The sequence below is a fragment of the Mesorhizobium subarcticum genome (assembly GCF_055456085.1).
Map to the genome: position 1 here is coordinate 75,172 of NZ_JBVBEG010000003.1, position 22,995 is coordinate 98,166.

Here is a 22,995-nt window from a genome sequence, read left to right on the forward strand (position 1 = left end):
TGAAGCCTGTCAGGCCAGGCTGACCGCTCTGGCGAGCGCTGCACGGGTTTCTCGGATCGTGTCCAACCAGTCCGGGTCCATCTGCGGAACCGAGGTTAGCAGGAGTTGCGTGTAAGGATGATGTGGAGGGGCGAAGAACTCATCCTTCGGGCCTTGCTCAACGATGCGCCCTTGATTCATCACAACGACTTCGTCTGCGATAGCTCTAACGGTCTGCAAGTCGTGGGTGATGAACAGATATGAAACCCGCAGATTCTTCTGTAGCTCCATCAGCAGCCTAAGGATACCCTGCGCCACCGATTGATCAAGGGCTGATGTTACCTCGTCACAAATGATCAGATCGGGCTTCGCGGCCAAGGCACGCGCGATGCACAGACGCTGTTTCTGGCCGCCCGAGAGCTCTTCGGGAAAGCGATCCAGAAAAGTGGGATCGAGCTCGATCTGCTCAAGCAGCTCAAGGATGCGTGCTGTGCGAACACCCCCCATGAGCCCGTGGTAGAAGCTCAATGGCCGCCCAAGTACTTCCCGCACGCGATGGCGCGGATTCAACGATGTGTCGGGCATTTGATGAACAAGCTGGATGCGCCGCCGCAAATCTAGACTGCGGTGTTTGAGAGATGAATCAATCGCTTTGCCATCGAACAAAAGGGTACCTTTGCTGCAAGGCAGCAGGCCGGTAACGACGCGCGCGAGCGTTGATTTCCCAGAGCCTGATTCACCCACCACCGCTACCGTGGTGCCCTCCCCTACGGAGAGGCTGACGTCGTGGAGTACCCTTATCGAACCGTAAGCGGCATCCACGGAGGAGACGGTTAGGATCTTTCGACTTGCGGTCGTTGTATCGCTTTTTGGAGGATCACGCCTCAGTAGCTGGCGCGTATAGTCGGCCGAAGGCTGCTCCAAGATCTGCCGGGTGTTGCCTTCTTCGACCAGCTCGCCGTGCCGGAGCACCATGATGCGATCGGCGAGCTGGGCGACAACCGCCAGATCATGGGTGATATAGATCGCCGCGGTGTGGAAGTCCCGGACAACATCCTTGATCGCTGCCAGCACCTCGATTTGAGTGGTCACATCAAGGGCGGTTGTCGGCTCGTCGAAGACGATGATATCCGGCTTGCAAGCCAACGCCATCGCCACCATCGCCCTTTGCAACTGGCCACCGGAGACCTGGTGCGGGAAGCGCTCGCCGAAGGTGTCCGGATCAGGCAGATGCAGCTTTCGATAAAGCTCGACCGCCTGAGCGCGCGCGGACGCAGCATCGCTAACACCGTGAACGACGGCAACTTCGGTGTATTGATCGATAAGCCTATGCGCTGGATTGAAGGCAGCTGCCGCCGACTGAGCGACGTAAGCTATCCTAACGCCTCGGAGACGCCGCAACTCTGCCTCGGAAAGCTCGCTTAAATCTCCTCCAGCGAAAAGGATGGTCCCATCCGTGATCCGGCAACCAGGTTTAACATACCCGAGGGCGGCTAGCCCTATCGTCGACTTGCCGGCGCCGGATTCGCCGATAAGACCAAGTATCTCACCGCGTCGCAACGTGAGATCAATCCCTTTGACGATTTGGGCCCAACCGGCTTTGCTCTTGGCACCGATTCGAAGGCCTCTCACATCCAGTATGACATCGCCTTTGGTGCCACGGATGCTATCAAGTTTCGTCATCTAAACCGCTCAATTCGTGCAGGAACCAATCCACCAGAAAATTTACCCCGACCGTCAGAAGGGCAATGGCGGCTGCGGGCAACAGCGGGGTGATATCACCGTAGGTGATAAGAATTGCGTTGTCCCTCACCATGGAGCCCCAGTCTGCTGTGGGTGGCTGCAGGCCGATGCCCAAAAACGAAAGGGAGCTGATCAGCAGAAAAACGAAGCAAAAACGCAAACCGAACTCCGCCACGAGCGGAGGCAAAATGTTCGGCAACACCTCACGCGAGAGTATCCAGATCAGCCCCTCACCCCGTAGGCGCGCTACCTCCACATAATCCATCACCGCGATGTTCATCCCAGCCGCGCGCGCCAGGCGAAAAACGCGCGTCGCGTCGAGCACGGCAATAATCGAAACCAACGAAGTGACCGACGCACCGAAAATCGTAAGCAGCAGCAAGGCGAAAATCAGCTGCGGGACTGCCATCAGGATGTCTACCAGTCGCGCCAGGATCTGGTCGACCCAGCCGCCGACGACTGCCGCAACAAGCCCCGCGCTGCCGCCAATAAGAAAGGCAAGCGATGTCGTCAGAAACGCAATGCCGACGGTGTTTCGTGCGCCGTATATCAATCGCGACAGCGTGTCCCGACCAAGATTGTCGGTGCCCAATAGATGCTGGGCGGTCCACGGATCGAACTGTGAACCAACCACCTGGCCTTCCCCGTATGGGGCGATCACGGACGCAAATAGCGCAACCACGACGTAAATGGCCACGATGACAAGACCGAACCAGGCGCTTAGAGGCGCCTGGCGAAGGCCTTCGAGCAATGCCCTAAAGCGGCCGGGATCCTGGTGATGAGGCCGGCCGGCCGGGGCTATGTTCGGCGGCGGGGAAAGATCAGCGGGAGTACTCATTTGGGGTACATAAGCCTCGGATTGGTCGCAATCGCCAACACGTCGGCGAACATGTTCAGCAAAACGTAAGTGGCTGCAAATATTAGGCTGCAGGCTTGAACGACCGTAATATCGCGGCGTTGAACGGAGTCGATCATCAGCTGCCCGAGCCCGGATAGACGAACACGACTTCGACCACGACAACGCCTACAATCAGGTAGGCGAGGTCGATCACCACGACGTTGATAATCGGTGCCAGGGCATTGGGCAGCGCATGCCACACAATGACTCGCCGCTGGCCAATGCCCTTCAGCTTTGCCATCTCTATAAACGGACTGCCCAGAACGCTGATGATTGCCGCACGCGTCATGCGCATCATATGGGCGGCGACGACCAGAGTGAGCGTCAATGCCGGCAACGTCACCAAGTAGAGGGAATGGATAAAGCTATCGCTGTCTCTGATCGTTGACAGGCTGGGAAACCAGCCCGCCTGGACGGAGAAGAACATGATCAAGATGTAGGCGACGAAGAACTCGGGAAATGAGATCCAGGTGAGTGTGACGGCGTTCGTGAAGCGGTCGAAGACCGAGCCGCGATAAAGCGCAGTGAGCAACCCCAAGAGCAATGACACCGGTACAGAGAAGCAGGCCGCGACGCCGGCCAGAAACAAGGTATTGCCCAGCCGCTCGCCTATCAATTGTGAGACGGCACGCCCGTTTGCAAGGGAGTGTCCGAGATCCCCGGTAAGCAATCCACCGAGCCAGTGCACGTATCTGATGTGGAGGGGCAGATCGAGCCCCAGTTGGTGTCGAAAGGCCGCGACCGTTTCAGGGAGGGCGGACTGGCCGAGGATTTCGGTCGCCACATCTCCGGGAAGCAGGGACACCCCGAGGAAGATAAAAAGCGACACCACCCATAGGACAAAAATCCCCAGGCCGAGGCGCTTGATGATCAGCTTTGGAATGTTTCCCAATGGTCCCTCCGCCCACAGTCATGGCACAAATGTTTTTGTATGGACAGCTTAATAAAACAATCGTACCTTCGTCAACCAGCGGACGGTCGGAGAAAACGAATAAGTCGGGAAGGACCTCCGTTGGAATGCTCATCAAAGCGCTGCTGCTCTTCGCCCCCATAACAGCGGTGAAACAGGGTGGGGTATAAATGGGAGATTTTCCATGAATGGTCACCTGTCTTGGCGTCCAACACGGCGGACCTTGCTCGTCGCCGGCGCCGCGGCGGTTGCAGGCGTCAGCTTGCGCGGCGGCCCGGCTTTAGCCTCGACCCCCAAGCGAGGAGGGACTTTACGCATAGGCTATTCCCAAGGCGGGACCACCGACAGCCTTGACCCCATGTCCTACTTTTCCGATCCCCACTATGCCTATGGGTGGCTTTTCGGAAACAATCTAGTGGAGCTCGCGCCGGACAAGAGCCCAGTTCCGGAGTTAGCTGAGAGCTGGGAGTCCAGCAAAGACGCCAAGACGTGGAGGTTCAAGCTGCGCAAGGGCGTGGAATTCACGAACGGCAAGAAGCTGACATCAGCCGATGTCGTCTACTCCCTGAAAAGGCATACCGCAGCTGACTCCAAGTCGGCGGCAAAGGGTCTCCTTGAGGATTTTGCGGACATTCGCGCCGACGGGGACAACGTCGTTGTCATTGAACACCAAACCGGTGACGTTGACGTACCTGTTATTCTCGGCGATTTCCACCTTCAGATCGTACCCGAGGGCTTCAAAGACTGGACCACGTTTATTGGGACGGGACCCTATATCCTCGACAAATTCCAGCCGGGTGTAACGCTTAGCGCCCATCGCAATCCGAACTACTGGAAAGCCGATCGCGCCTGGTTCGATGGCGTGGAATTCACCTATATCAATGACGCTACAGCTCGGGCTAACGCCCTAACGACAGGCGCTGTCGACGCGGTTGATCGGATCGAGCCGAAGATCGTTCAGTTGGTAAAGCGAAACAAGCAGCTAAAAATCGTGGAGACCGTGGGCGGCACCTACGTCGGTAGCGCCATGGACATCAGCAACAAGCCGTATTCGGACAACAATGTCCGCGAGGCAATTAAATACGCAATTGACCGCGAAAAGCTGGTGGCCAGCATCTTCTCGGGCTTTGCGGAAGTCGGCAACGACCAGCCGATCGCGAGCAACGACCCGTTTTTCAACAAGTCCTTGCCGCAACGCAAGTACGATCCGGACAAAGCGAAATGGCATTTGAAGCAGGCCGGGCTCACGTCGCTCGATGTGGAACTTAGTGCGGCGGACGCCGCCTTTTCGGGCGCTGTCGATTCAGCTGTTCTTATGACCGAGCAAGCGCGAGCCGCAGGTATCAATCTCGCCGTCAAGCGAGAGCCAGACGATGGATATTGGTCCAACATCTGGATGAAGCGACCGTACTTCACGACCTATTGGGGGACGCGGCCCACACCCGGAATGATGTTCTCGCTTGCGTTCAAGTGCAACGCTCCCTGGAACGAGACGAGGTGGTGTAACGACCGTTTCAGCCAAATGCTGCAAGGCGCCCGTACGGAGCTCGACGTGGAAAAACGTCGATCAATCTATCAGGAAATGCAGGCAATCTGCAGCCAGGACGGCGGCAATTGCATCTTCGCGTTCCCCGCTTCGTTGGATGGCTACAGCACTAAGGTCGATGGCGTTGGTCCTGATCTCGTTCGCTCGATGGCGGGCTCGCGCTTGGCCGAGCGCGCTTGGTTCACGCAGTAGAAAGCGGGTAGCAACAAGTCACCCCGAAGAAATGTATTCTTCGGGGTGACACCTATCTGGCCGCATCACCCGCCGCCGCTGCATCACGAATTCCCTATGGCGTTGGCCATTTACTTTAATGCTCTTAGAGATGAGCAAGGATCATCATGAAAATAACGCGCCTCGTGGTCTGGGAAATTCCCTTGACCAGCCATGTTGCTTATCACATGGCCGGTGGAAAAACCTGCGATACTGTGACATCGGTATTGGTTCGCGTTGATACTGATGAAGAAATCTCGGGGTGGGGCGAGGTTTGCCCGATCCCCCACTATCTACCGGCGTATGCGGAAGGTGTGCGCCCGGCGCTCGAATATATGGCGCCTGTTATCATCGGGGCCGACCCCGTCGGACCCGAAGCTTTGATGAGCAAGCTCGACGCATGGCTGCAGGGGCACGTTTACGCGAAATCCGCCATAGATCTCGCACTTTGGGACATCACAGGCAAAGTCGCAAAATTGCCCCTCTACGCCCTTCTCGGCGGGCGGCAGGCGCTGCGCATGCCGCTGTATCATTCAATTACGTGTATTGCACCGGACGAAATGGCGCGTATCGCGCGGGAGGCCCTCGCTGAAGGGATGCGGCAGTTCCAGGTGAAGCTGGGTGCCGATAACAATTGGGAAACCGATGTAGCGCGGCTTCGTCAAGTGCGCGAGGCGGTTGGCCCCGGCCCTCTTGTCTACGGAGACTGGAATTGCGGTGCAACCCGGTTAGACGCGACCCGCGTTGGCAAAGCCGTCGCGTCACTCGACATCATGCTGGAACAGCCTTGCGCGACCTTGGAAGAGTGCGCGGCAGTCCGAGCCGCCACAGGCCTCCTCATGAAAATCGATGAAAACGGCTATGACAGTGGCTCCTTGCTACATGCCTACAATCTCGGCTGTATGGATGCCGTCGCGTTGAAGCTCTCCAAATCAGGTGGACTGAGCGCACTTCGTCGTCTTCGCGATCTGTGCCTGCACCTCGGCGCCAAGATGTGCATCGAGGATACGTGGGGATCTGATGTCACCACTGGCGCATTGCTCCACTTGGCCGCCGCCACTCCCGTAAGCCGACTTTTGAACACCTGCGACCTGTCCGGGTACGCTGCGCCGCGCCTGGACCCCGGCGCGCCCTCGCGCTGTGGCGGTGAGATCTCGCCGCCTGACGGACCGGGGATCGGCGTCAATCCTGACCCTGACGTGCTTGGTCAATCGAGTGTAATTATTGACTAAGCCGACCCAATGGGGCTGTACCCACAATGAAGATCACTTCAGTCGATATCTATCGCAAGAGCCTCAGCTACATCGGCGGCGTGTACAAATGGGGCCGCGGCAATGCAATCGCGACCGCTCGATCGACGGTCGTGGTTATCGGCACCGATGCTGGCCTCACAGGCGCGGGCGAATTCTGCCCCTGCGGGGAAAACTATATGGAAGCCCATGGCGATGGGACTGAAGCCGCTGCGAGACTGCTCGCACCCGCTATCATGGGACATGATCCGCGGCAGGTCGGGGTGATTGAAAGGATTATGGACAACACGATACGCGGTCATGGATATGCCAAGGCCCCATTCGACGCAGCCTGTTGGGACCTTCTCGGCAAGGCGGTCGAACAGCCTGTCTGGATGCTGCTTGGGGGACGGCATACGCATGGCGCTCCCCTCTATAAGGTCGCGCCCCAAAAAGCGCCGGAGGACATGGTCGTTGAGATGAACAGCCTTCGTCAGCAGGGCTATCGGCAGTTTCAAATTAAGGTCGGCGCTAACTGGATAGACGATATAGAACGCATTCGCGCAACCGTGCCGAATCTGCTTCCGGGCGAAAAGGCCTTTGCCGATGCAAACCAAGGATGGCGCGTCGACGAAGCCCTCAGTGTGGGGAAGGCCACCCGTGACCTTGACTATATCATGGAGCAGCCCTGCCAGACCTATGACGAGTGCCTGCAGGTGAGGCGCAAGGTCGATCTGCCGATGAAGCTCGATGAATGCATTGACAGCTTCGATATGGTGAGACGCGTCATTGCTGATCGCTCGGCGGAAGTCGTTTGTCTAAAGATCTCGAAGCAAGGAGGTCTTTCCAAGGCGCGCCGCATGCGGGACATGCTTATTGATAATCGCATCCCCGTCGTTTCCGAAGATAGCTGGGGCGGCGAAATCACTACGGCAGCCGTGGCGCATTTTGCCGCCTCTACCCCGAATGAGTTCCTGATCAATACGACGGATCTGCATAACTACAATAACGAGCGGACCGGCACCCCTGGCCCATTAACCAGTGAGGGGAAGATGTTTGCATCGGACGCGCCTGGACTGGGTGTCGAGCCCGACTTCGAGAGCTTGGGTGGGCCGGTTGCCTCTTACCGCTAACCCGCCGCCCCCGCGTTTTATTGGTCGGCCCTTATGAACCCTACCGGTAGCCTCCAAGGCATCGTTGAAGAAGGGCTATGCATTGGGTGCGCCGTTAATAGCATCCATGGAATCGGCTCCGCATCACGGAAGCGGCGGCGAGATTGATCAATGTGGAAGCATCGAAGACTGGGAGCCCGGTCGCCTCCTGAACAGCATGGGCGTACGGCGGAAGATCGGTGCATTCAAAGAGAAGGGCGCCGATCTCGGGATGCTCGGCGACGAGATTGAGGGCGGCAGCGACGACGTCGGTTTCCACCGCATCGAAATCGAGCTCGCCGCACTGGTCGTGCACAGCGGCCTTGAAAGCAGGGCTGTTCTCCAGTCCGGCGATATAGGTTGAGACTTCCGCACCGCCCAGCGCGATTTCCATGTGCCGCGGGGTCAGTGATGCGGCACTGGCTGAGATGATACCGACCGATTGCCCCGCGGCCAGCCCGCGCCCGACGAGCTGAAGCTGCAGGAGGCTCGACATAAACACCGGCACCGGGAGTTCGGCCGCCATACGTTCCTGAAACAGGATCATGAAGCCGCAATTGCCGAAGACCGCGCGAACGCCTTGCGCAACAAGTCTGCGGCCTGCCTCGAGGAAGGGCCGCACCAACTTTTCGTCCGGCGCGTATATAAGGCTTTCCATCGTGGCGCTGCGGACAACCTCGTAGAGCACCGGAAAACCAAACGTACTCGGGTTGCCTGGCGTACCCGGAGGATATGGGATCAAGCAATCCATCACGATGATGCCAACCGGCGCGCCATAGATGTCGCGGCCCTTTTGTGCCTTGTAGAGCATATGCTGCATTCCCCAGAAATGGTGCGCCAGGCGATCGGCAATGCGGTCAAAATGAGTTGAGCCGTTTCATCCCGACGTTCTTCGACTGGTAGTAGCTCGCCAGCGCCTCGACGCCCTTTTCTCGACCAATGCCTGATTTCTTGAAACCGCCGAACGGGGTCTCTACCCCGCCCACCCCCCACTCGTTGACATGGACCTGACCGGCCTCCAACCGCTCTGTCGTCCAGATCGCTCGGTCGAGATCGTTGGTGAAGACCACTGCCGCCAGCCCGTACTCCGTGCCATTGGCGATCTCTACTGCCTCACGCGGATCGGAGAATTTAAGAACTGACAGGACCGGGCCGAAGATTTCCTCTTTGTTTACGCGCGATACGGGAGCCACGTCGACCAGTATGGTCGGGGCCATAAAGAAGCCCACGCGATCCAGCCTGCGTCCTCCTGCGACAGCACGCGCGCCTTGCTGCACGCCGACCTGGGCGTAGTTGTCGACCTTGTCTAGCTGATCGGCGGAGATCAGAGGCGTGATGTCGGGATCGTCCATTCCCGGGCCGATGGTGAGATTGGCAGCCATTTTCGCGAGCCGCTCGACGGTTTCGTCGTAGATTTTTTCATGCACGATCAGCCGCGACATCGAATCGCAACACTGGCCCGAATTCATGAAAATGCTGGCCTGGGTGTTGACGATGACATTGTCGAGATCGGCGTCGGAATAGACGATGCCCGGCGTTTTCCCGCCCAATTCAAGAACCGCGGGTATCAAGTTCTCGGCTGCGGCATGCGCGACCTTGCGGCCGGTTGCAACCGAGCCGGTGAATACGACCTGATTGATGTCAGAATGGCTTGCTAGGGCCGCACCCGCCTCGTTGCCAAAGCCGCAGATCAGGTTGACCGCACCCTCAGGCAAGCCCACTTCCTCCGCCAGCTCAGCCAGCACATAGCCCGCCGTAGGGTCAAGTTCGGGCAGCTTTACAACACAGGCATTGCCCGCCGCGATAGCCGCCGACATCGAACGCGCAATCATGTTCAGTGGGAAATTCCACGGTATTATATGGGCGCTGACCCCGTAGGGATATGGGACCACATAGTCGACATAGCCGTCGCCAAGCGGGATATACTTTCCCTCGATCTGCGCAGCGAGCCCGCCATAGTATTCGAAGTACTTGGCCGAGCCCTCGACCTCCCCACGAGCTTCCGAGATGCGCTTGCCGGCGTCGAGCGAGATCAGCGTGGCGATTTCCTCGGATCGCTCGCGCAGCTTTCGACCGATCTCCGCGACCATTCGCCCCCGCGCCATTGGTCGCATGTCGATAAGCGCTCGCGAGCGGACGCAGCGCCGGGCCGCGGCGACGGCGCTGTCGACGTCGGATGCCGTGGCCCGGGCAACTTCGGAAAGCGGCTTGCCGGTGGCTGGATCGAGAAGAGTAATACGTCGCCCGTCGGAGGCATCGACCCATTTGCCACCGATGTAATTCTTCCAGTAGTCCTTCATCGGTTTGTTCATGTTGGCTCCCTTTCGATAGAGGTCTGTCTCGACCCGACTTGTAGTGCGTTCGTCGGCACGGCCTTGAGCCATTTGCCCATCACGCATACTTCGAGTCCGTCCGTCCAAGGTTGGATCCGCGCGAAGGCCAGCGCTTTGTTCCTCAGATGCCCCCATCCGGCCGACGTTGTGCGACCGATGATGCGACCTCTCCCATCGCGGACCGGCTCCAGCCCGTGCGGAATTGTATCTGCGCCGTCAATTTCGAGATGGACCAGTTGCCAAGGCGCGTCCGGCGAATCGGTCGAGATTACCGGCGTCGTCTCGGCATTCAGCTCAGTGGGCCAAGCCGGTGTCGCGCATTCCAGCCGGAGCGATTCAAGCGCTCGCGCGCCAACCAGAGTTGTTTCGCCCTCCAGCGCCAGAAAGACGTGGCGTAGCATGTCGGCGCGAACAGAGAGCCGGTAGCCCTCCAAGCCAAATGGATCGCAGCGATGGGCGCGCACTGGTGCAAAGCCAATCGTTATTTGCCGCAGTGCGCCGAAAGGAAAGCTATCATCGTCGAATGACACTTGGACGGCCTCATGAAGGCGACTTCGCGCCGACGGGCCGAAGAGGAGAAGCGCTCCCTCGGAAGCTGTCAGGTTTTCGATCCGCGGTTCGCTCTTGGCGGTAGCTTTGAGCAGAGCGTCCAGCACCCTGCGTTCCTCCACCGCGGACGCCGTCAGAATGAAGCGATCCCTGCCTTCGCATCCAACCGATAGCTCGGCCTCGATCCCGCCTTTGGACGTCGGAACGCAAGCCGCTGTTGCAAAACCAGCCGTGGGCAGATCGCCCAGAAGGACCCGGCTGAGGAGTTCAGTGGCGCCGGCGCCGGAGACACGGATCACTGCGCCTTGGCTGACATCGGCAAGTGCAGCGCCCTCTGCCGCGCTGCGGCACTCCGCTCCCACCGCGTCGTGCCAATTCGGCCGGTAAAACGACGGGGCGTCGTGCACGCCGTCCAGCGCATACCAATTCGGCCGCTCCCACCCGGCGACCGCACCGTACCGCGCGCCGCGGGCGGCCAGCAAGTCATGGATCGGACTTGTACGCAACTCACGGGCAGCGGGGAGTTCCTCGCCGGGCTTTGGCAGCAAATAAGTATGTTCATAGGCTTCCTCGACCTTGCGGGCCGACCATTCGCGCGTGGCCCAGTCGGCAAAACGGCGGGAATCGCAACAGGACATGTCTATTGATGGCGCGCCTTCGAGAATCCACTCTGCCATCTGCCAACCGATGCCACCGGCAAGCGTGATGCCGAACGGGGTTCCTTCGGCGAGCCAAAGGTTCTTCAGACCGAACGCCGGGCCGACCGTTGGCATATCATCTGGGGTATAGGGCATCGCGTAGTTGATCAGACGTCGCACACCCGCGACACCGAGTGCCGGAATTCGCTCCACCGCGGCTCCCAGATAGGGAAGCAGCTTTTCTAGCTCGTCAGCAAAGGGTTCGGCCATGCCTGTCGGCGGCTTATCGACGAAACGTGCCTCTCCGCGCCCATCATATGCTCCGACGAGGAGTGCATCGCCCTCCTGACGGCAATAAAAGACATTTTCGGGATCGCGCATGACCGGCATTTCCGGCAATCCCGCTTGTCGCCTCTCAACGAGCTCGGGCAACGGTTCGGTGATGAAATACTGGTGTCGCACAGGAACGCATTGTGCGGTCAGTCCGACCATTTTTGCGGTGTGTTGGGCATGGTTCCCAGAAGCGCAGACGACATGTCGAGCCATGATCGTGCCCAGCGACGTCACCACCCGCCAGATGCCGCTCGGCTCCTGTGTCAAACCGATGACTTCGCATTGCCGGTAGAGCGTGGCTCCGTTCTTGCGCGCACCCGACGCGAGGCTCTGCGCGAGGTCGCTCGGTGAGGCGTGTCCATCGTACGGGTTGTGAAGACCGCCCAGAATCCCGTCGGTGGTCATGAGAGGCCAAAGCGCGCCCACCTCATCGCGGGAGAGCAACCGCGCGTCAATTCCGCTCGCCTGAGCTATACCGAGGTATCGGATAAACTCGTTGAGCCGCTGAGGATGGGTGGCGAGCCGAAGGTTCCCGCAGGCATGAAAGCCAGGGGACATGCCAGTCTCGCCTTCCAGCAAGTTGTAAAGATGGACACTGTATTGATTGAGCCTGCTGATCGTCGCGTCGAGCGTGTAGAGGATGACATGGCCTGCTGCAAATGCCGTGGCGCCGGAGGCGAATTCATGCTTTTCGCACAGGACAACATCCGTGCAACCCTTCTTGGCAAGGTGATAGGCGATACTGGAGCCAATCACGCCTCCGCCGATGACAAGAACGTCCGCCCTCTCCCGCATGCCTTCTCCGCTGCCTCCATTCTGTCACTGGATAGAAACTTCTCAGATGCTTGGAAAAGGGATAATGCTCATTAGCGGCATGAAGCAGATTCATGGAGGACACCCTGACCCGACGCCTTCCGCCGCTTTACCCGATGCGCGCCTTCGAGGCGGCCGCTCGATTGGGCTCGTTTTCCGCGGCCGCAAGGGAACTGACGTTGACGCAGAGTGCGATCAGCCACGAAGTAAGGGCGCTTGAGACTTACTTTGGTACTACCCTCTTTCGGCGGACGCGCTCCGGTCTCGTACTGACGCGACGCGGTCAACAGGTCTTCGCCGTTGCGCAAGGCGCGTTTGCAGACCTTTCGAAGCTGGGCGCGGAGAGCGAGAGCCATGATTTGAGGGGTACAGTGAGCATCGCGGCTCCGCCCCTCTTCTGTGCTCAGTGGCTTCTTCCGCGTATTGACCGTTTTGCTCTGGCCAATCCGGGCGTCACATTCCGGATCCTTAACGCAACCGAAGATCGGCCGGAGCTTCTACGCGAAGTGGACATCGCTATCCTTTGGGGCGAGCGCGTGCCGTCGGGCCACCAGGGTGTAAAGTTGATGTCGGTGATGCAGACGCCGGTCGCAAGCCCCATAGTGACGGCAGCTTACGGGGCGATGGACCCTGCTGAATTTCTCAGTCAGCACCGCATCTTGCACGAAGGTAACGCGCAGAGTTGGAGAGACTGGTGCGCGTTGGCAGGGATTGGCCCAATCGAAAGCACAAATGAATGGGTGTTCGACGATCCCGCTTTGGTAATCGATGCCTGCATGCGCGGCCATGGGATTGCATTGGGTACCTTGCCATTGATCGACGGCATCTTGTCGGAAGGCCGCCTTGTCGCGCCGTTCCGGCAGGTGCTTCCTGCGCCATTTCGGTATTTCCTGACACGACCGGACCCACCGACCGCCGGGCGCGCAGTCGGCATCATTTACGACTGGTTGAAGGGTTTCTCGTCTGATCGGAATACAGCCCACGCGACCGACTAGCTATTTTTCGTCCACGAACGGACCTATCTGGTTTGTTTATGATCACTTTGTCTTTAGCTGGAAAGCCTTTGAGCGTTTGGACAGGCCCGAGGGGCTATGGAGCAGAATGGCGTTGTGGGAGCGATCACGCGCGCGCCACACCGACGATTTCTATGCGATATGCTGGGGTCGGAACAAGAGCAGTGCGAAATCGTACGCGGCCTTTATCAACCAAAGACCGCAATATCCTTGTGACCTATGGCCTTTCATGCGATTCTTCGGGCTGGTCTAAGGAGGTGAGAATGCCTGAAATACTTGCAGCGCTTTCCAACATTCGGACTGTTGAAGAAATGATCGCGGCCTTCCGGGATGAGCAGCATTGCCGTCGGTTGCTGGAAAGCATGGTGTGGCCGGATGGCCGGATCTGCCCCGCCTGCGGATACAAACGCTCGATTGCGCTTGCCGGTCGCGATACCGGCAAGCGTCGCGCCCGACCGGGTCTTTATCAATGTTCCAGCGGCGATTGCCGGTTCCAGTTCACGGTGACGACACACACGCCTCTGCACTCCACGAAGCTTCCCTTGCGTGTTTGGCTGAAGGCCATGTGGCTGTTACTGCAATCCGACAAGGGCTTGTCGTCGGTGCGCCTGGCCGAGGCGCTCGGGGTGAGCCAGCCAACGGCCTGGCGGATGGGACATGCACTGCGTCTCATGGTGGCGCGGGAGAACATGCTCGCCGGCACGGTGGAGATCGACCATTTCCATCTCGGTGGAAGGCCCAGAAAGAATCCCGACGACCCGCCTCCGGGCCGCGGCCGGAAAGGCCAGGCGAATACGGACAAAACGCCAGTCATGGCAATGGTGCGGCGCCCGAGTGACGTCATGCCTGGCACTCTGGCCGGTGACGCGCGTGCCGCGGTCGTGACCAGTCTCTCGGCGCGAGCAAGCGAACGCGTCATTGAAGCGCAGATCGAATTGGGAGCTCATTTGATGAGCGACGAGTGGAAGGCATTCATGGCCATTGGTAGAGCTTTGCCAAGCATGAGACAGTGAAGCATTCCAGCGGTGAGTATGTGCGCGACGCCGTCCACGTCAATTCGGTCGAAGGTTTCAACTCCCGCGTCCGCCGTACCATCGCCGGCGTCTTTCATCATATCAGCCCGCAGCATGCCGACCTGTATTTCCACGAGGTCGGCTTCCGATGGTCGCAGCGCGTCGTCACAGGAAACGTCATTCGCAAAACCCGGCATGGCCGGGAGAGCGTGCGAACCTTGTGGTCGCGCGTGCCGCCTGCGCTGCAATTGACGAATGTTTTTCGCACCGCCACGGGTCGTCAGATGCGCCGAAGCCCGGATGGCGGCATCATCATCAAATCAGCCGTAGCTGTCTTTGGTTGATAAAGGCCGCGTGTCGCTGGGAACAGTTCTTGTTCCGACCCCAATCCGAATTGCGCACCGATCAGCGGGTGGCGTTCGATCATGCGACTGGGTCCGGCGGGCTGAAACTAATCGAAGGCCGGGCCGGTACGGGAAAGAGTTTTGCGCTTGGCTCCATTCGCGAGGCGCATGAGGCGGCGGGTTATCGGGTGGTCGGCCTGGCGCCGACAAACGCCGTCGCGCAGACGATGAAGGATGACGGCTTTGACAGAAGCTCGACCGTTCATGCCGAACTGTTCCGGCTGAAGAATGGCCGCGCGCGGTGGGACCGTCGTACTCTGGTTGTCGTCGACGAGGCTGCAATGATGGACGCCAAGGTGACCGGCGAGGTGTTGCGCGAAGCGCGGCTGTCGGGCGCCAAGGTTGTGCTGACCGGCGACGACCGGCAGCTCGGCTCGATCGAGCGGGGCGGGCTGTTCACAGAACTGAAGAAGGAACACGGTTCGGCCGAGATCACCCAGGTGACGCGTCAGAAGGTCGACTGGCAGAGAGAGGCGGCGCGCGATCTGTCGGACGGTCGCTTCGAGGACGCGCTGCGAGCCTTCGCGCGCAACAAGGCGGTGGTGTGGACGTCGAAGCAGGATGAATTGCGAGACAAACTGGTGGAACGATGGGCGAAGGATTCGGAAAAAAATCCGTCAGCGTCTCGGTTCGTGTTCGCCTATACCAACAAGGATGTCGATGCGCTGAACAAGGATCTGCGCGCGGTTCGTCGAGAGCGTGGTGAGCTCGGTGAGGATTTTGTGTTTACGACCAAGCACGGCGAGGCCGCGTTCGCGGTAGGCGACCGGGTGCAGTTCACGGATACCCTGAAGGGCGCCGGGATCTACAACGGCAATGCCGGCGTCATCACCGACATCGACCGGAACTTTGGCCGCATCAGTGTCGTGCTCGATGCTGCCGCAGGCCGCGAAGGGCGAAAGGTCGAGTGGTATGCGTCGGAGTTTTCTGGTTTCCGGCACGGCTATGCCGGCACGATCTACAAGGGCCAGGGCAAGACGCTCGATCATACCTATCTCATGCACACGCATCACTGGCGGGCCGCCTCGAGCTATGTTGCGTTGACGAGGCAGCGTGAGAGCGCGACGATCTTCGTCGCGACGCAGACTGCGCGGGATTTGCGGCAGCTCGCCCGCCAGATCGGCCGCAACGAGATCAAGTCGGCATCGGTGGCTTATGCGACGCGCAACGAGCTCAGCGCGGAACAACGGGCGAAGCTGGACGAGGGACGGGCGGCGGAGAACGCTCGGCCAGTGTTGCATGTTGGGCAAGTTCAGGATGGCCGGGAAAGGGAGGAGCAGCCGATGACGGCTTCAGTTGTTGAAGAGGCGCGCGCGGGCACACGTCGGGCAGATTGGCGCACACCAGAAATGCAGGCTGGCGTCATTGCCGAGGACGCTGAGAACCAGCGCCAGGGTACTGAGCATCGAGGCGCAACGCCTGAGCCCGTGCTGGCGAAGGAGTCAAAAAAGGCAGGAGGCAGCGATCGTCATGGGCCAGCGGATGATCGGGTCGTGGCAGACAAAACCCAAGCTCGACAGGCTGTTCCAGACGGGAGAAATGAAGAGGGGTCGCCCGGCACCACAGCCGACCGGCCAGGTGACGTCAGGCTGCTGATAGCTGCATTCCAGGATGTGGCTGCTGATGGCAATCGCCGCGACAGTTTTAGGCGATCGATCGACGAACGAAGTGTCGCGGCCGCTGTCAGTCGCGATGCGGATGTACAGCGCGAGCGTGACGCTCGCTCAATCTATCTGGAGACCGCCTACCGTGATCCGAAAACCGCTGCGCGGCGTCTCGATGACATCATCGCGCGAGACGGTCCGACAAGTGCTGCACAACGGATATCGGCGGATGCAGAGGTGCTTGGCGAACTGCGGGGCAGGGAAGGGTTCTTCGCCGGCGCTAAAGCTCGTGAAGAGCGGGAAGCCGCTCATAGAGCAAGCGAGGCGATCGGTCCGAACATTGTCCGGACCGCCGAGTTCGAGAACCGGGCTGAACAATCCTATCGTGGCGAGGTCGAAAAGCAGATGAGGGCTGACGCGGTGGAGGTGAGGGATGTTTCGGATCGGGCGAAAGCCGCACTCGGAAAAATCGCAACGGCCAAGGATGATCGCGAGCGGGCCGAAGCCTCCAAGGCGATGTCAGCCGATCAGGAGGTCAGTCGGGAGATCGCCACCTTCAGGAAATCGATTGAAGCCCGTTTCGGTGAAGACGGCGCACGCGAGATCGCTCGTGCGACAGCATCTCGTACGGCATTTGAACATCCGTCCGTGCCGAAATCCGAACAGGGCAGGTTGGGTGAGGCCGCCAGGCTCTATTCCGCGGCCCGATCTGGTGAAGTCGCGTCCAGGCAACAGGCCGAAACCGAACGTCTTGCGGCGCGAGAATCTCAGTCGACACGGCTGAAACAGTAGGGAAGCGCCGGGGGGCCGGCTGTCGTTATCCCGTCGGCGTCGCAGGCCGCGGCGAATGACTACTCTTTAAGCAAGGTGGTCGTTCATTGTCACAAGTGGGCCCGATACAGTTCAGAGCTGCAGATCAGCAATCGGCGAGTGTAATTACCCACCCCTCGCCCCCTCGATGCGGCCCGGTGCGTCGTCACTCGTCGTCGATGTCCGGGTACTGCGGGGGAGCCTTGCCGATCTTGCTGACGATCCTCGGGTAATTGGCATCGGGCTGCGCCTGCCCTGTTCCAATAACTTCAACGCGGAAGCGCCACTCGTCACCGTAGTCGTACAAGAAGGTCATTGCCGAGCCCGCCTTCTGGAAGGCTGTGGTGACGCGCGTGCCCTTCACGCTGCGAGACCGCTCCCCTCTATGTCGGCGAAGAGTTCGAACCGCTGGGGCGAGTCGAACAGCTTTCCCGTCAGCTTTGAATAGAAGCCGTAGGCGTGGTCCATGTCGAAGCCAAATGCCGCTACGATGGGCGTTGGTGCACGGATATGAAATCGAACGCATTTCGATCTTTAATGTAGTTGGTTATGCCTGCGTGACTTGACGCCGGATAGACTCCGAGCGTGCCCATGCCAGCATGCGGTTGAGAACGATGCAACCGATGGCAACCTCGGTCTGTTGAGCCGGAAGAGAGCGTGCTCGCAGGCGCCGTCCGATCAGCCCCTTGTATCGTCCGATGGCTGTTTCGCTCAGCGCCCGCTTGCCGTAGCCGGAGGCTGCCTGCCATTTCAGCCGACCGTCGCTTGCGATTGCGGCAATGTGCTTGTCCCTTTGACCAAGCGGTCCGGCATCACCGCTTTCCACCGCCGTGGAACGCGGTGGAATGACGATGTTCGCGGTTGCGCTGTGCTGCAGGATAGACCGATAGGTTGGCTTGCCGTCATAGGCTCCGTCGGCTGTGAACTGGTCGATCTCGCCGTCGATCTGATCGAGCAGCGGTGCCACCTGGGAAGGATCATCCGTGTCCTGATCTGTCAGCCTTTGGGCAATGATCGCGCCCCTTTTGGCATCCACTGCCAGATGCAGCTTGCGCCAGTTGCGACGTGATCTGGCGCCATGTTTCTGCTCCAGCCATTGCCCGGCGCCGTAGACTTTCAATCCCGTGCTATCGACAAGCACATGCAGCGGGCCGTCCGGCAGCGGCGGGTTTCGTCGGGCTGATGGCTCCCACTTCTGTGCCCGACGGCTCAGCGTCGTATGATCTGGAACTGGGACTTTCAGCCCCATGAGATCCAGCAGCGAGTGGAGCAATCCCTCGGTCTGGCGCAGCCGCATTGCCAAGACGCAACCCAGCGTCAGCGCTGTCTCAATGGCGAGATCGGAATACCGGGCTTGGCCGCCGCGGGTCTTGCGTCGCGGAGCGCGCCATCCCGCCAGTGCCTCCGGCGTTACCCATAAGGTCAGGCTACCACGCCGGCGCAGACCTGCTTCGTAGTCACGCCAATTCGTCACCCTGAATTTCATCTTTCCGACGTGATGACGACGATCTGCGTTGTGTTTGTACGGCATGGCTCTCGCATCAAGCTGATTTCGATCCTGCCTGCCTATCGCCAAACCGTTGACAAAGGATCCATGCACCAACGCTGCGGTCGGCGCTTCGGATCGGTTAGCTGCAACGGGCATGCTTGCCTCCAGTGTGAGATGTTTTGGCAACCTCACTTTGCCAGAGCGCAGGTCGCTATCCACCTCCTCATAGGATCTGGGTGCACAAGACAGCCAATGTCCTGAACAAGGTGCCGCTCTCGGTGCAGGCCAACATGAAGACGGATTTGGGCGAGATTTATGGCGCGCCGACACGCTCAGCAGCCGAAACGGCGATCGATGTGTTCGCCGAGAAATACAGTGCGAAGTACAACAAGGCGGTCGACTGCCTGACGAAGGATCGCGAGACGGTGCTGGCGTTCTACGACTTCCCCGCCGACGGGATCATCTGCGAACGTCCAATCCGATCGAGAGCGTCTTTGCCACCGTTCGCCACCGAACGGTGCGCACGAAGGGCTCCCTGTCGTCGAAGACCGCCAGGCTGATGGTCTTCAAGCTCGTCATGGCCGCCGCCAAATCCTGGCGTCGATTGAAGGGACAAAATCAGTTGCCGAAACTGCTCGCAGGTGCCAAGTTCCAGGATGGGATCGAGCTCATCGAAATGAAGCCGCAAAGCGCCGCTTGATCAACCCCGTCACCCAAAATCCGTCATAGCTCCTGCTCTGCCTCCCAAATCCGCAATCATCGCCTTCGGGCCATCGCCGAATGGAAAGCCGCTGCCGGCATCACTGCCTGAACGGCATCTCACGGCGTTACACTCGCCGTCCTTTTGACAACGTGACAGCCCCCACGCCCGAAATCCGCCCGCCGCAAGGCGGCCACGGCATAGTCTGCCGCTTCAAAGATCGACATCCGCTCAAGTCCGGACCCATGCACCAACGCCATCCCGTTCCATACAAATCATTCTTATGCGAAGGCGCGCCCCAGTGGCGCCCGACGCCCTGCCTTGGTCCTCAAGGCTGTCCCGCATTACACCCGGTCACGGCCGCCTTTCAAAAGCTCGCACGGAGATTTCTGCTACTTGTTTCATCAGGGGTATCTGATCAAACGGCAAGTCCGAGGCAATGTCGCGCCCGACGAGAGCCAATTGTTTCCAAGGCCAATGACGCGTTTTTTCATTACCACGCATCGCAAGCGCCGAAATCGCGCATTGCCGCGCCCAAAAAAGCCGTCGTTCAGGCAGATAAGTCTTCATAAGTTTGGCAACGCGCTGTTTGGAACCTTTGACAGGATAGAGAAAATCCTCTAACGCCTCGCCAGCTTCAAACCATTGATACTTGAATTCACTTTCCAGTAGATCGGCGTGCGCTCTTGCCACGGCTGTCGGATTTGATTGTTCAGGTGGCAGATCAGCCAGGAGGCCCGTAATGATTTCCATTGGCGAAGCATGATCGGGATGAACCGGACCAAGGCCGAGACTCTCCACCACCTCGACCAATTTGAACGGCGGCAGATTTCCAGAGGCGAAATTGTCGGCAATCGCCAGTCCCAACATCCGAGCAATGCCAGCTAAATCTGTTTCCGACACCGGCATGGAGGATTTCATTTGACGAACCATATCGTCCATCTCGGATTTTGACAGTTCCGGAATAACCATAGCTTCGGCAACCCCTGAATACTTCATCATGACGCTTGCAAGTTGGTAGTGAGCGCCGACCCTTTGTGTGACGAAGAGACCTCTCGTGCCCGAACCATCGCAGACCGAGACATAACACTTGATGACCTTTGGCGACTCCGTTTTCGCCGGCGGTAAGGCGTTCAACCGCATGGCCCGTATGGTTGCGTCGAGATGGGCCTGTCGGGTCTGCGGCACCCAAGGCCGCATGCGGACAAGCCGTTCGATCATCGAACTCTCAACGGGGGTTTGCGTAGCGGATACGGCCAAAGTTTCAGCCACTGACTGCGCGAGAACAGCATCAGGATGCAACACGAATCCAGCGACGGCCTGATCAATCACCGCCTTCTTGCCAGCGACGAGTTCAACCAGCAGCATGACACTAGCCTCCGGCGGAAAGCCGGCCAAAAGGGAATTCACACTTTCATAGACATCGAACGGATTTTGTCCTACCTGATCGGCTACTTCCAACAGCGATGAAACGATAGCATTTCCGGCAACACCTTGCGTATCCGGCGGGGCAGTTCGTAGCGCCTCAGCCATAGCCTGTCTCAAACTATCGGGAACAGCCCACCCGGCATCAGTAAAAATCTTCCCGGTCATCATCATATCAATTGGATGCAGCGAATGACCTTCAATTGCATTGTCCAATAGATCATAGATGGCTTGGATTTTTTCGCGAGCTTCCCGGTCACCTCCATTGGAGTCTACTTTAAGGCCGCCTAGCTCAACAACCAAATCAGTCAAGAGTGCGGCTTGCACATCTTCATCGGCCTTACCCAGCGCGCAGCTTTCCAGATATTCAGCGAATAGATCGATAGGATCCTCCGGATCAAACATTTCGGAACCAAAACCCATCTCTTTCTGCACGGTCTGCCGCAGCACGGCGACCAAGTCTTCATCCATATTGTTCAACATGACCAAAATGGGATTGCCCTGCCCCTTACTCTTTTGGGTGGGCGCTTTCGCTTTCGATGGCTTCCTAGCCTTACTCGCATTCTTCATCGATTCGATCCTCTGATTCGCGCCCATCTTTTCTCCATCTTTAGCCAAATCTGCATGAGCCGCCAAATGCTGACTATCCGTGTCCAGCAATTCGAAATGGCGTCACACAGCCTGATTTTTTTGGTTTTCCCGCGCTCCTTCGAGATGCAGGTTCTCGATCGCTTGGGCGTTGGTGCATGGGTCCGGACTTGAGCGGATGTCGATCTTTGAAGCGGCAGACTATGCCGTGGCCGCCTTGCGGCGGGCGGATTTCGGGCGTGCGCAGGCAAGCATGCGGTTGAGGACGGCGCAGCCGATGGCGACTTCGGTCTGCTGAACGGGAAGCGACCGTGCCCGCAAACGCCGCCCGATGGTGGACTTGTATCGCCCTATGGCGGTCTCGACCAGCGAGCGTTTGCCATACCCGTTGGAGACCTGCCATTTCATCCGGCCGTCTCTGCCGATTGCGGCGATATGCTGGTCCCTTTGGCCGGCAGGTCTATCGTCGAATGGTTCGACCGCGTTGACGCGAGGCGGAATGACGATTGCGGTGGCAGCGCTATGATCGATGACTGCGTCGTAAGTCGGTTTTCCGTCATAGCGCCGTCAGCAGTAAACTGTCCGATCGGACCGCCAATCTGGTCGAGTAGTGGCTCAACTTGAGAGACATCGCCAGTGTCCTGATCAGTCAGGGTATGGGCAATGATCTCGCCGCTGTCGGCATCCAGTGCCAGATGCAGCTTGCGCCAACTGCGACGGGATCTGGCGCCGTGCTTCTCCTCCAGCCACTGACCCGCGCCGTAGACCTGCAGGCCGGTGCTGTCGACAAGAACATGCACTGGTCCCTCCGGCGGAACCTGGCGATCATGCCGTTTGTTGGGCGATTGCCATGTCCGCGCCCGACGGCTCAGGGTGGTATGATCGCGGACAGCGAGCGCCAGCCCCATCAGTTGCAGCACCGATTCCAGCAAGCCTTCTGCCTGGCGCAGCCGCAGGCCAAACACAAGGCCCAGCGTCAAGGTGGTCTCGATCGCCAGATCAGAATAGCGGTGCTGGCCGCCACGTGTCTTGCGTCGTGGCGCTTGCCACCTGGACAGGGCTTCCGGCGTCACCCACAGGGTCAAACTGCCGCGATGACGAAGTCCTGCCTCATATTCTGGCCAGTTCGTCACCCTGAACTTCATCTTCTCAATATGATGGCGGCTGGTATTGTGTTTGCAAGGCATGGCTACGCTACAAAGGCTATTGCGGTTACCGCTTGCCTAAACCCACACCAATAAACGATCCGTGCACCAACGCCCCATGATAGGTGAGTTCCTCAGCTGCAAGCAGGCCATTCCGTCCGACCAGAATCGACAGAATCATAAATAGCCCATTTTGTGTGCCATTCGTGACGACGACCCGATCAGGGGCAAGTGATTGTTGGAAACGTTGCTCCAGCCACATCGCGCCGGCCCGACGGTCTCGCTCGAACCCTCCGAAGCTGTGGTTGCGTAACAAGAAATCTAGGCTGCCGTCGTCCGAGATATCTCTGAGGACCTTGCCTACAGCCCGTCCCGCCCATTCAGGCATAGGCGGTGTCGTACGGGTAAGGTCTATCAACGCGTGGTCTGACATATGTTCCTCCGGCACTGCATCCAGTTCAGCCAACTCGGA

14 protein-coding genes and 4 pseudogenes are annotated in these 22,995 nt (G+C 59.0%); 7 read left to right on the forward strand and 11 right to left on the reverse strand.

Going from position 1 to position 22,995, the window contains the following annotated elements; genetic code table 11:
* Positions 1-9 precede the first annotated feature (9 nt).
* The 3 genes and pseudogenes from ACZYHG_RS36745 to ACZYHG_RS36755 form a co-directional block, all read right to left on the reverse strand.
* A complete protein-coding gene (locus ACZYHG_RS36745) occupies positions 10-1,662 on the reverse strand; it encodes an ABC transporter ATP-binding protein (RefSeq protein ID WP_464615500.1) in 1,653 nt (550 codons plus the stop codon).
* Positions 1,649-2,560 carry an ABC transporter permease gene (locus ACZYHG_RS36750; protein ID WP_464615501.1) on the reverse strand — a complete coding sequence of 304 codons (912 nt, stop codon included), beginning with the start codon at positions 2,558-2,560 and terminating at the stop codon, positions 1,649-1,651. The genes ACZYHG_RS36745 and ACZYHG_RS36750 overlap by 14 nt, the downstream gene beginning before the upstream one ends.
* Positions 2,557-3,512: pseudogene (locus tag ACZYHG_RS36755) on the reverse strand (ABC transporter permease). The gene ACZYHG_RS36750 and the pseudogene ACZYHG_RS36755 overlap by 4 nt, the downstream one beginning before the upstream one ends.
* A gap of 202 nt (positions 3,513-3,714) precedes the next feature.
* On the opposite strand from ACZYHG_RS36755, the gene ACZYHG_RS36760 reads away from it, so the two are divergent.
* From ACZYHG_RS36760 to ACZYHG_RS36770, 3 genes are all read left to right on the forward strand, one after another.
* Positions 3,715-5,268: an ABC transporter substrate-binding protein gene (locus tag ACZYHG_RS36760; protein ID WP_464615502.1), complete on the forward strand. Its 1,554-nt coding sequence runs from the start codon at positions 3,715-3,717 to the stop codon at positions 5,266-5,268.
* Positions 5,269-5,414: 146 nt separating this feature from the next.
* On the forward strand, positions 5,415-6,518 hold the full coding sequence (locus ACZYHG_RS36765; protein ID WP_464615503.1) for a mandelate racemase/muconate lactonizing enzyme family protein: 1,104 nt from the start codon (positions 5,415-5,417) through the stop codon (positions 6,516-6,518).
* Between the two features lie 26 nt (positions 6,519-6,544).
* Positions 6,545-7,648, forward strand: coding sequence for a mandelate racemase/muconate lactonizing enzyme family protein (locus ACZYHG_RS36770; protein WP_464615504.1), 1,104 nt, complete (start codon positions 6,545-6,547; stop codon positions 7,646-7,648).
* 94 nt (positions 7,649-7,742) lie between these two features.
* Here the strand turns inward: ACZYHG_RS36770 and ACZYHG_RS36775 are convergent, their stop codons facing one another.
* From ACZYHG_RS36775 to ACZYHG_RS36785, 3 genes are read right to left on the reverse strand one after another with little or no spacing between them, the layout of a single operon-like run.
* Complete coding sequence (locus ACZYHG_RS36775) at positions 7,743-8,477, reverse strand: aspartate/glutamate racemase family protein (protein WP_464615505.1); 735 nt, start codon at positions 8,475-8,477, stop codon at positions 7,743-7,745.
* A gap of 46 nt (positions 8,478-8,523) precedes the next feature.
* Entirely contained in the window at positions 8,524-9,978 is a 1,455-nt protein-coding gene (locus ACZYHG_RS36780) for an aldehyde dehydrogenase family protein (protein ID WP_464615506.1), read from the reverse strand.
* Positions 9,975-12,314 (reverse strand): FAD-dependent oxidoreductase, encoded by a 2,340-nt coding sequence (locus tag ACZYHG_RS36785; protein WP_464615507.1) that lies wholly within the window; start codon positions 12,312-12,314, stop codon positions 9,975-9,977. Before ACZYHG_RS36785 ends, ACZYHG_RS36780 begins: the two co-directional genes overlap by 4 nt.
* A 92-nt stretch (positions 12,315-12,406) precedes the next feature.
* Between ACZYHG_RS36785 and ACZYHG_RS36790 the strand changes: the two genes are divergently transcribed.
* The 3 genes and pseudogenes from ACZYHG_RS36790 to ACZYHG_RS36800 all read left to right on the forward strand — a co-directional run bounded on the left by ACZYHG_RS36790 (position 12,407) and on the right by ACZYHG_RS36800 (position 17,158).
* Complete coding sequence (locus ACZYHG_RS36790) at positions 12,407-13,327, forward strand: LysR substrate-binding domain-containing protein (RefSeq protein ID WP_464615508.1); 921 nt, start codon at positions 12,407-12,409, stop codon at positions 13,325-13,327.
* 281 nt (positions 13,328-13,608) lie between these two features.
* A pseudogene (locus ACZYHG_RS36795) lies at positions 13,609-14,702 on the forward strand (IS1595 family transposase).
* A 68-nt stretch (positions 14,703-14,770) separates the two neighbouring features.
* The gene (locus ACZYHG_RS36800; protein WP_464615530.1) at positions 14,771-17,158 is read left to right on the forward strand and encodes an AAA family ATPase; all 2,388 of its coding nucleotides are present in this window, start codon (positions 14,771-14,773) and stop codon (positions 17,156-17,158) included.
* Between the two features lie 184 nt (positions 17,159-17,342).
* Here the strand turns inward: ACZYHG_RS36800 and ACZYHG_RS36805 are convergent, their stop codons facing one another.
* Together ACZYHG_RS36805 and ACZYHG_RS36810 are read right to left on the reverse strand one after the other, a co-directional pair.
* On the reverse strand, positions 17,343-17,540 hold the full coding sequence (locus tag ACZYHG_RS36805; RefSeq protein ID WP_464615509.1) for an IS1096 element passenger TnpR family protein: 198 nt from the start codon (positions 17,538-17,540) through the stop codon (positions 17,343-17,345).
* Between the two features lie 183 nt (positions 17,541-17,723).
* On the reverse strand, positions 17,724-18,707 hold the full coding sequence (locus tag ACZYHG_RS36810) for an IS5 family transposase (RefSeq protein WP_464615510.1): 984 nt from the start codon (positions 18,705-18,707) through the stop codon (positions 17,724-17,726).
* A gap of 185 nt (positions 18,708-18,892) precedes the next feature.
* Here ACZYHG_RS36810 and ACZYHG_RS36815 point away from each other — a divergent pair.
* Positions 18,893-19,365, forward strand: a pseudogene (locus ACZYHG_RS36815) (transposase); the annotation flags it as partial.
* A 354-nt stretch (positions 19,366-19,719) separates the two neighbouring features.
* Here the strand turns inward: ACZYHG_RS36815 and ACZYHG_RS36820 are convergent.
* The 3 genes and pseudogenes from ACZYHG_RS36820 to ACZYHG_RS36830 form a co-directional block, all read right to left on the reverse strand.
* A complete protein-coding gene (locus ACZYHG_RS36820) occupies positions 19,720-21,426 on the reverse strand; it encodes a hypothetical protein (RefSeq protein WP_464615299.1) in 1,707 nt (568 codons plus the stop codon).
* A gap of 153 nt (positions 21,427-21,579) precedes the next feature.
* Positions 21,580-22,565: pseudogene (locus ACZYHG_RS36825) on the reverse strand (IS5 family transposase).
* A gap of 25 nt (positions 22,566-22,590) precedes the next feature.
* Positions 22,591-22,989: a hypothetical protein gene (locus tag ACZYHG_RS36830; RefSeq protein WP_464615511.1), complete on the reverse strand. Its 399-nt coding sequence runs from the start codon at positions 22,987-22,989 to the stop codon at positions 22,591-22,593.
* Positions 22,990-22,995 lie beyond the last annotated feature (6 nt).

Bases quoted from the DNA above. Each gene is read 5' to 3' on its own strand.
- ACZYHG_RS36790 (WP_464615508.1), top strand. From the start codon at position 12,407: ATGGAGGACACCCTGACCCGACGCCTTCCGCCGCTTTACCCGATGCGC.
- ACZYHG_RS36810 (WP_464615510.1), bottom strand. From the start codon at position 18,707: ATGCCGTACAAACACAACGCAGATCGTCGTCATCACGTCGGAAAGATG.
- ACZYHG_RS36785 (WP_464615507.1), bottom strand. From the start codon at position 12,314: ATGCGGGAGAGGGCGGACGTTCTTGTCATCGGCGGAGGCGTGATTGGC.
- ACZYHG_RS36760 (WP_464615502.1), top strand. From the start codon at position 3,715: ATGAATGGTCACCTGTCTTGGCGTCCAACACGGCGGACCTTGCTCGTC.
- ACZYHG_RS36780 (WP_464615506.1), bottom strand. From the start codon at position 9,978: ATGAACAAACCGATGAAGGACTACTGGAAGAATTACATCGGTGGCAAA.
- ACZYHG_RS36775 (WP_464615505.1), bottom strand. From the start codon at position 8,477: ATGCTCTACAAGGCACAAAAGGGCCGCGACATCTATGGCGCGCCGGTT.
- ACZYHG_RS36750 (WP_464615501.1), bottom strand. From the start codon at position 2,560: ATGAGTACTCCCGCTGATCTTTCCCCGCCGCCGAACATAGCCCCGGCC.
- ACZYHG_RS36745 (WP_464615500.1), bottom strand. From the start codon at position 1,662: ATGACGAAACTTGATAGCATCCGTGGCACCAAAGGCGATGTCATACTG.
- ACZYHG_RS36765 (WP_464615503.1), top strand. From the start codon at position 5,415: ATGAAAATAACGCGCCTCGTGGTCTGGGAAATTCCCTTGACCAGCCAT.
- ACZYHG_RS36770 (WP_464615504.1), top strand. From the start codon at position 6,545: ATGAAGATCACTTCAGTCGATATCTATCGCAAGAGCCTCAGCTACATC.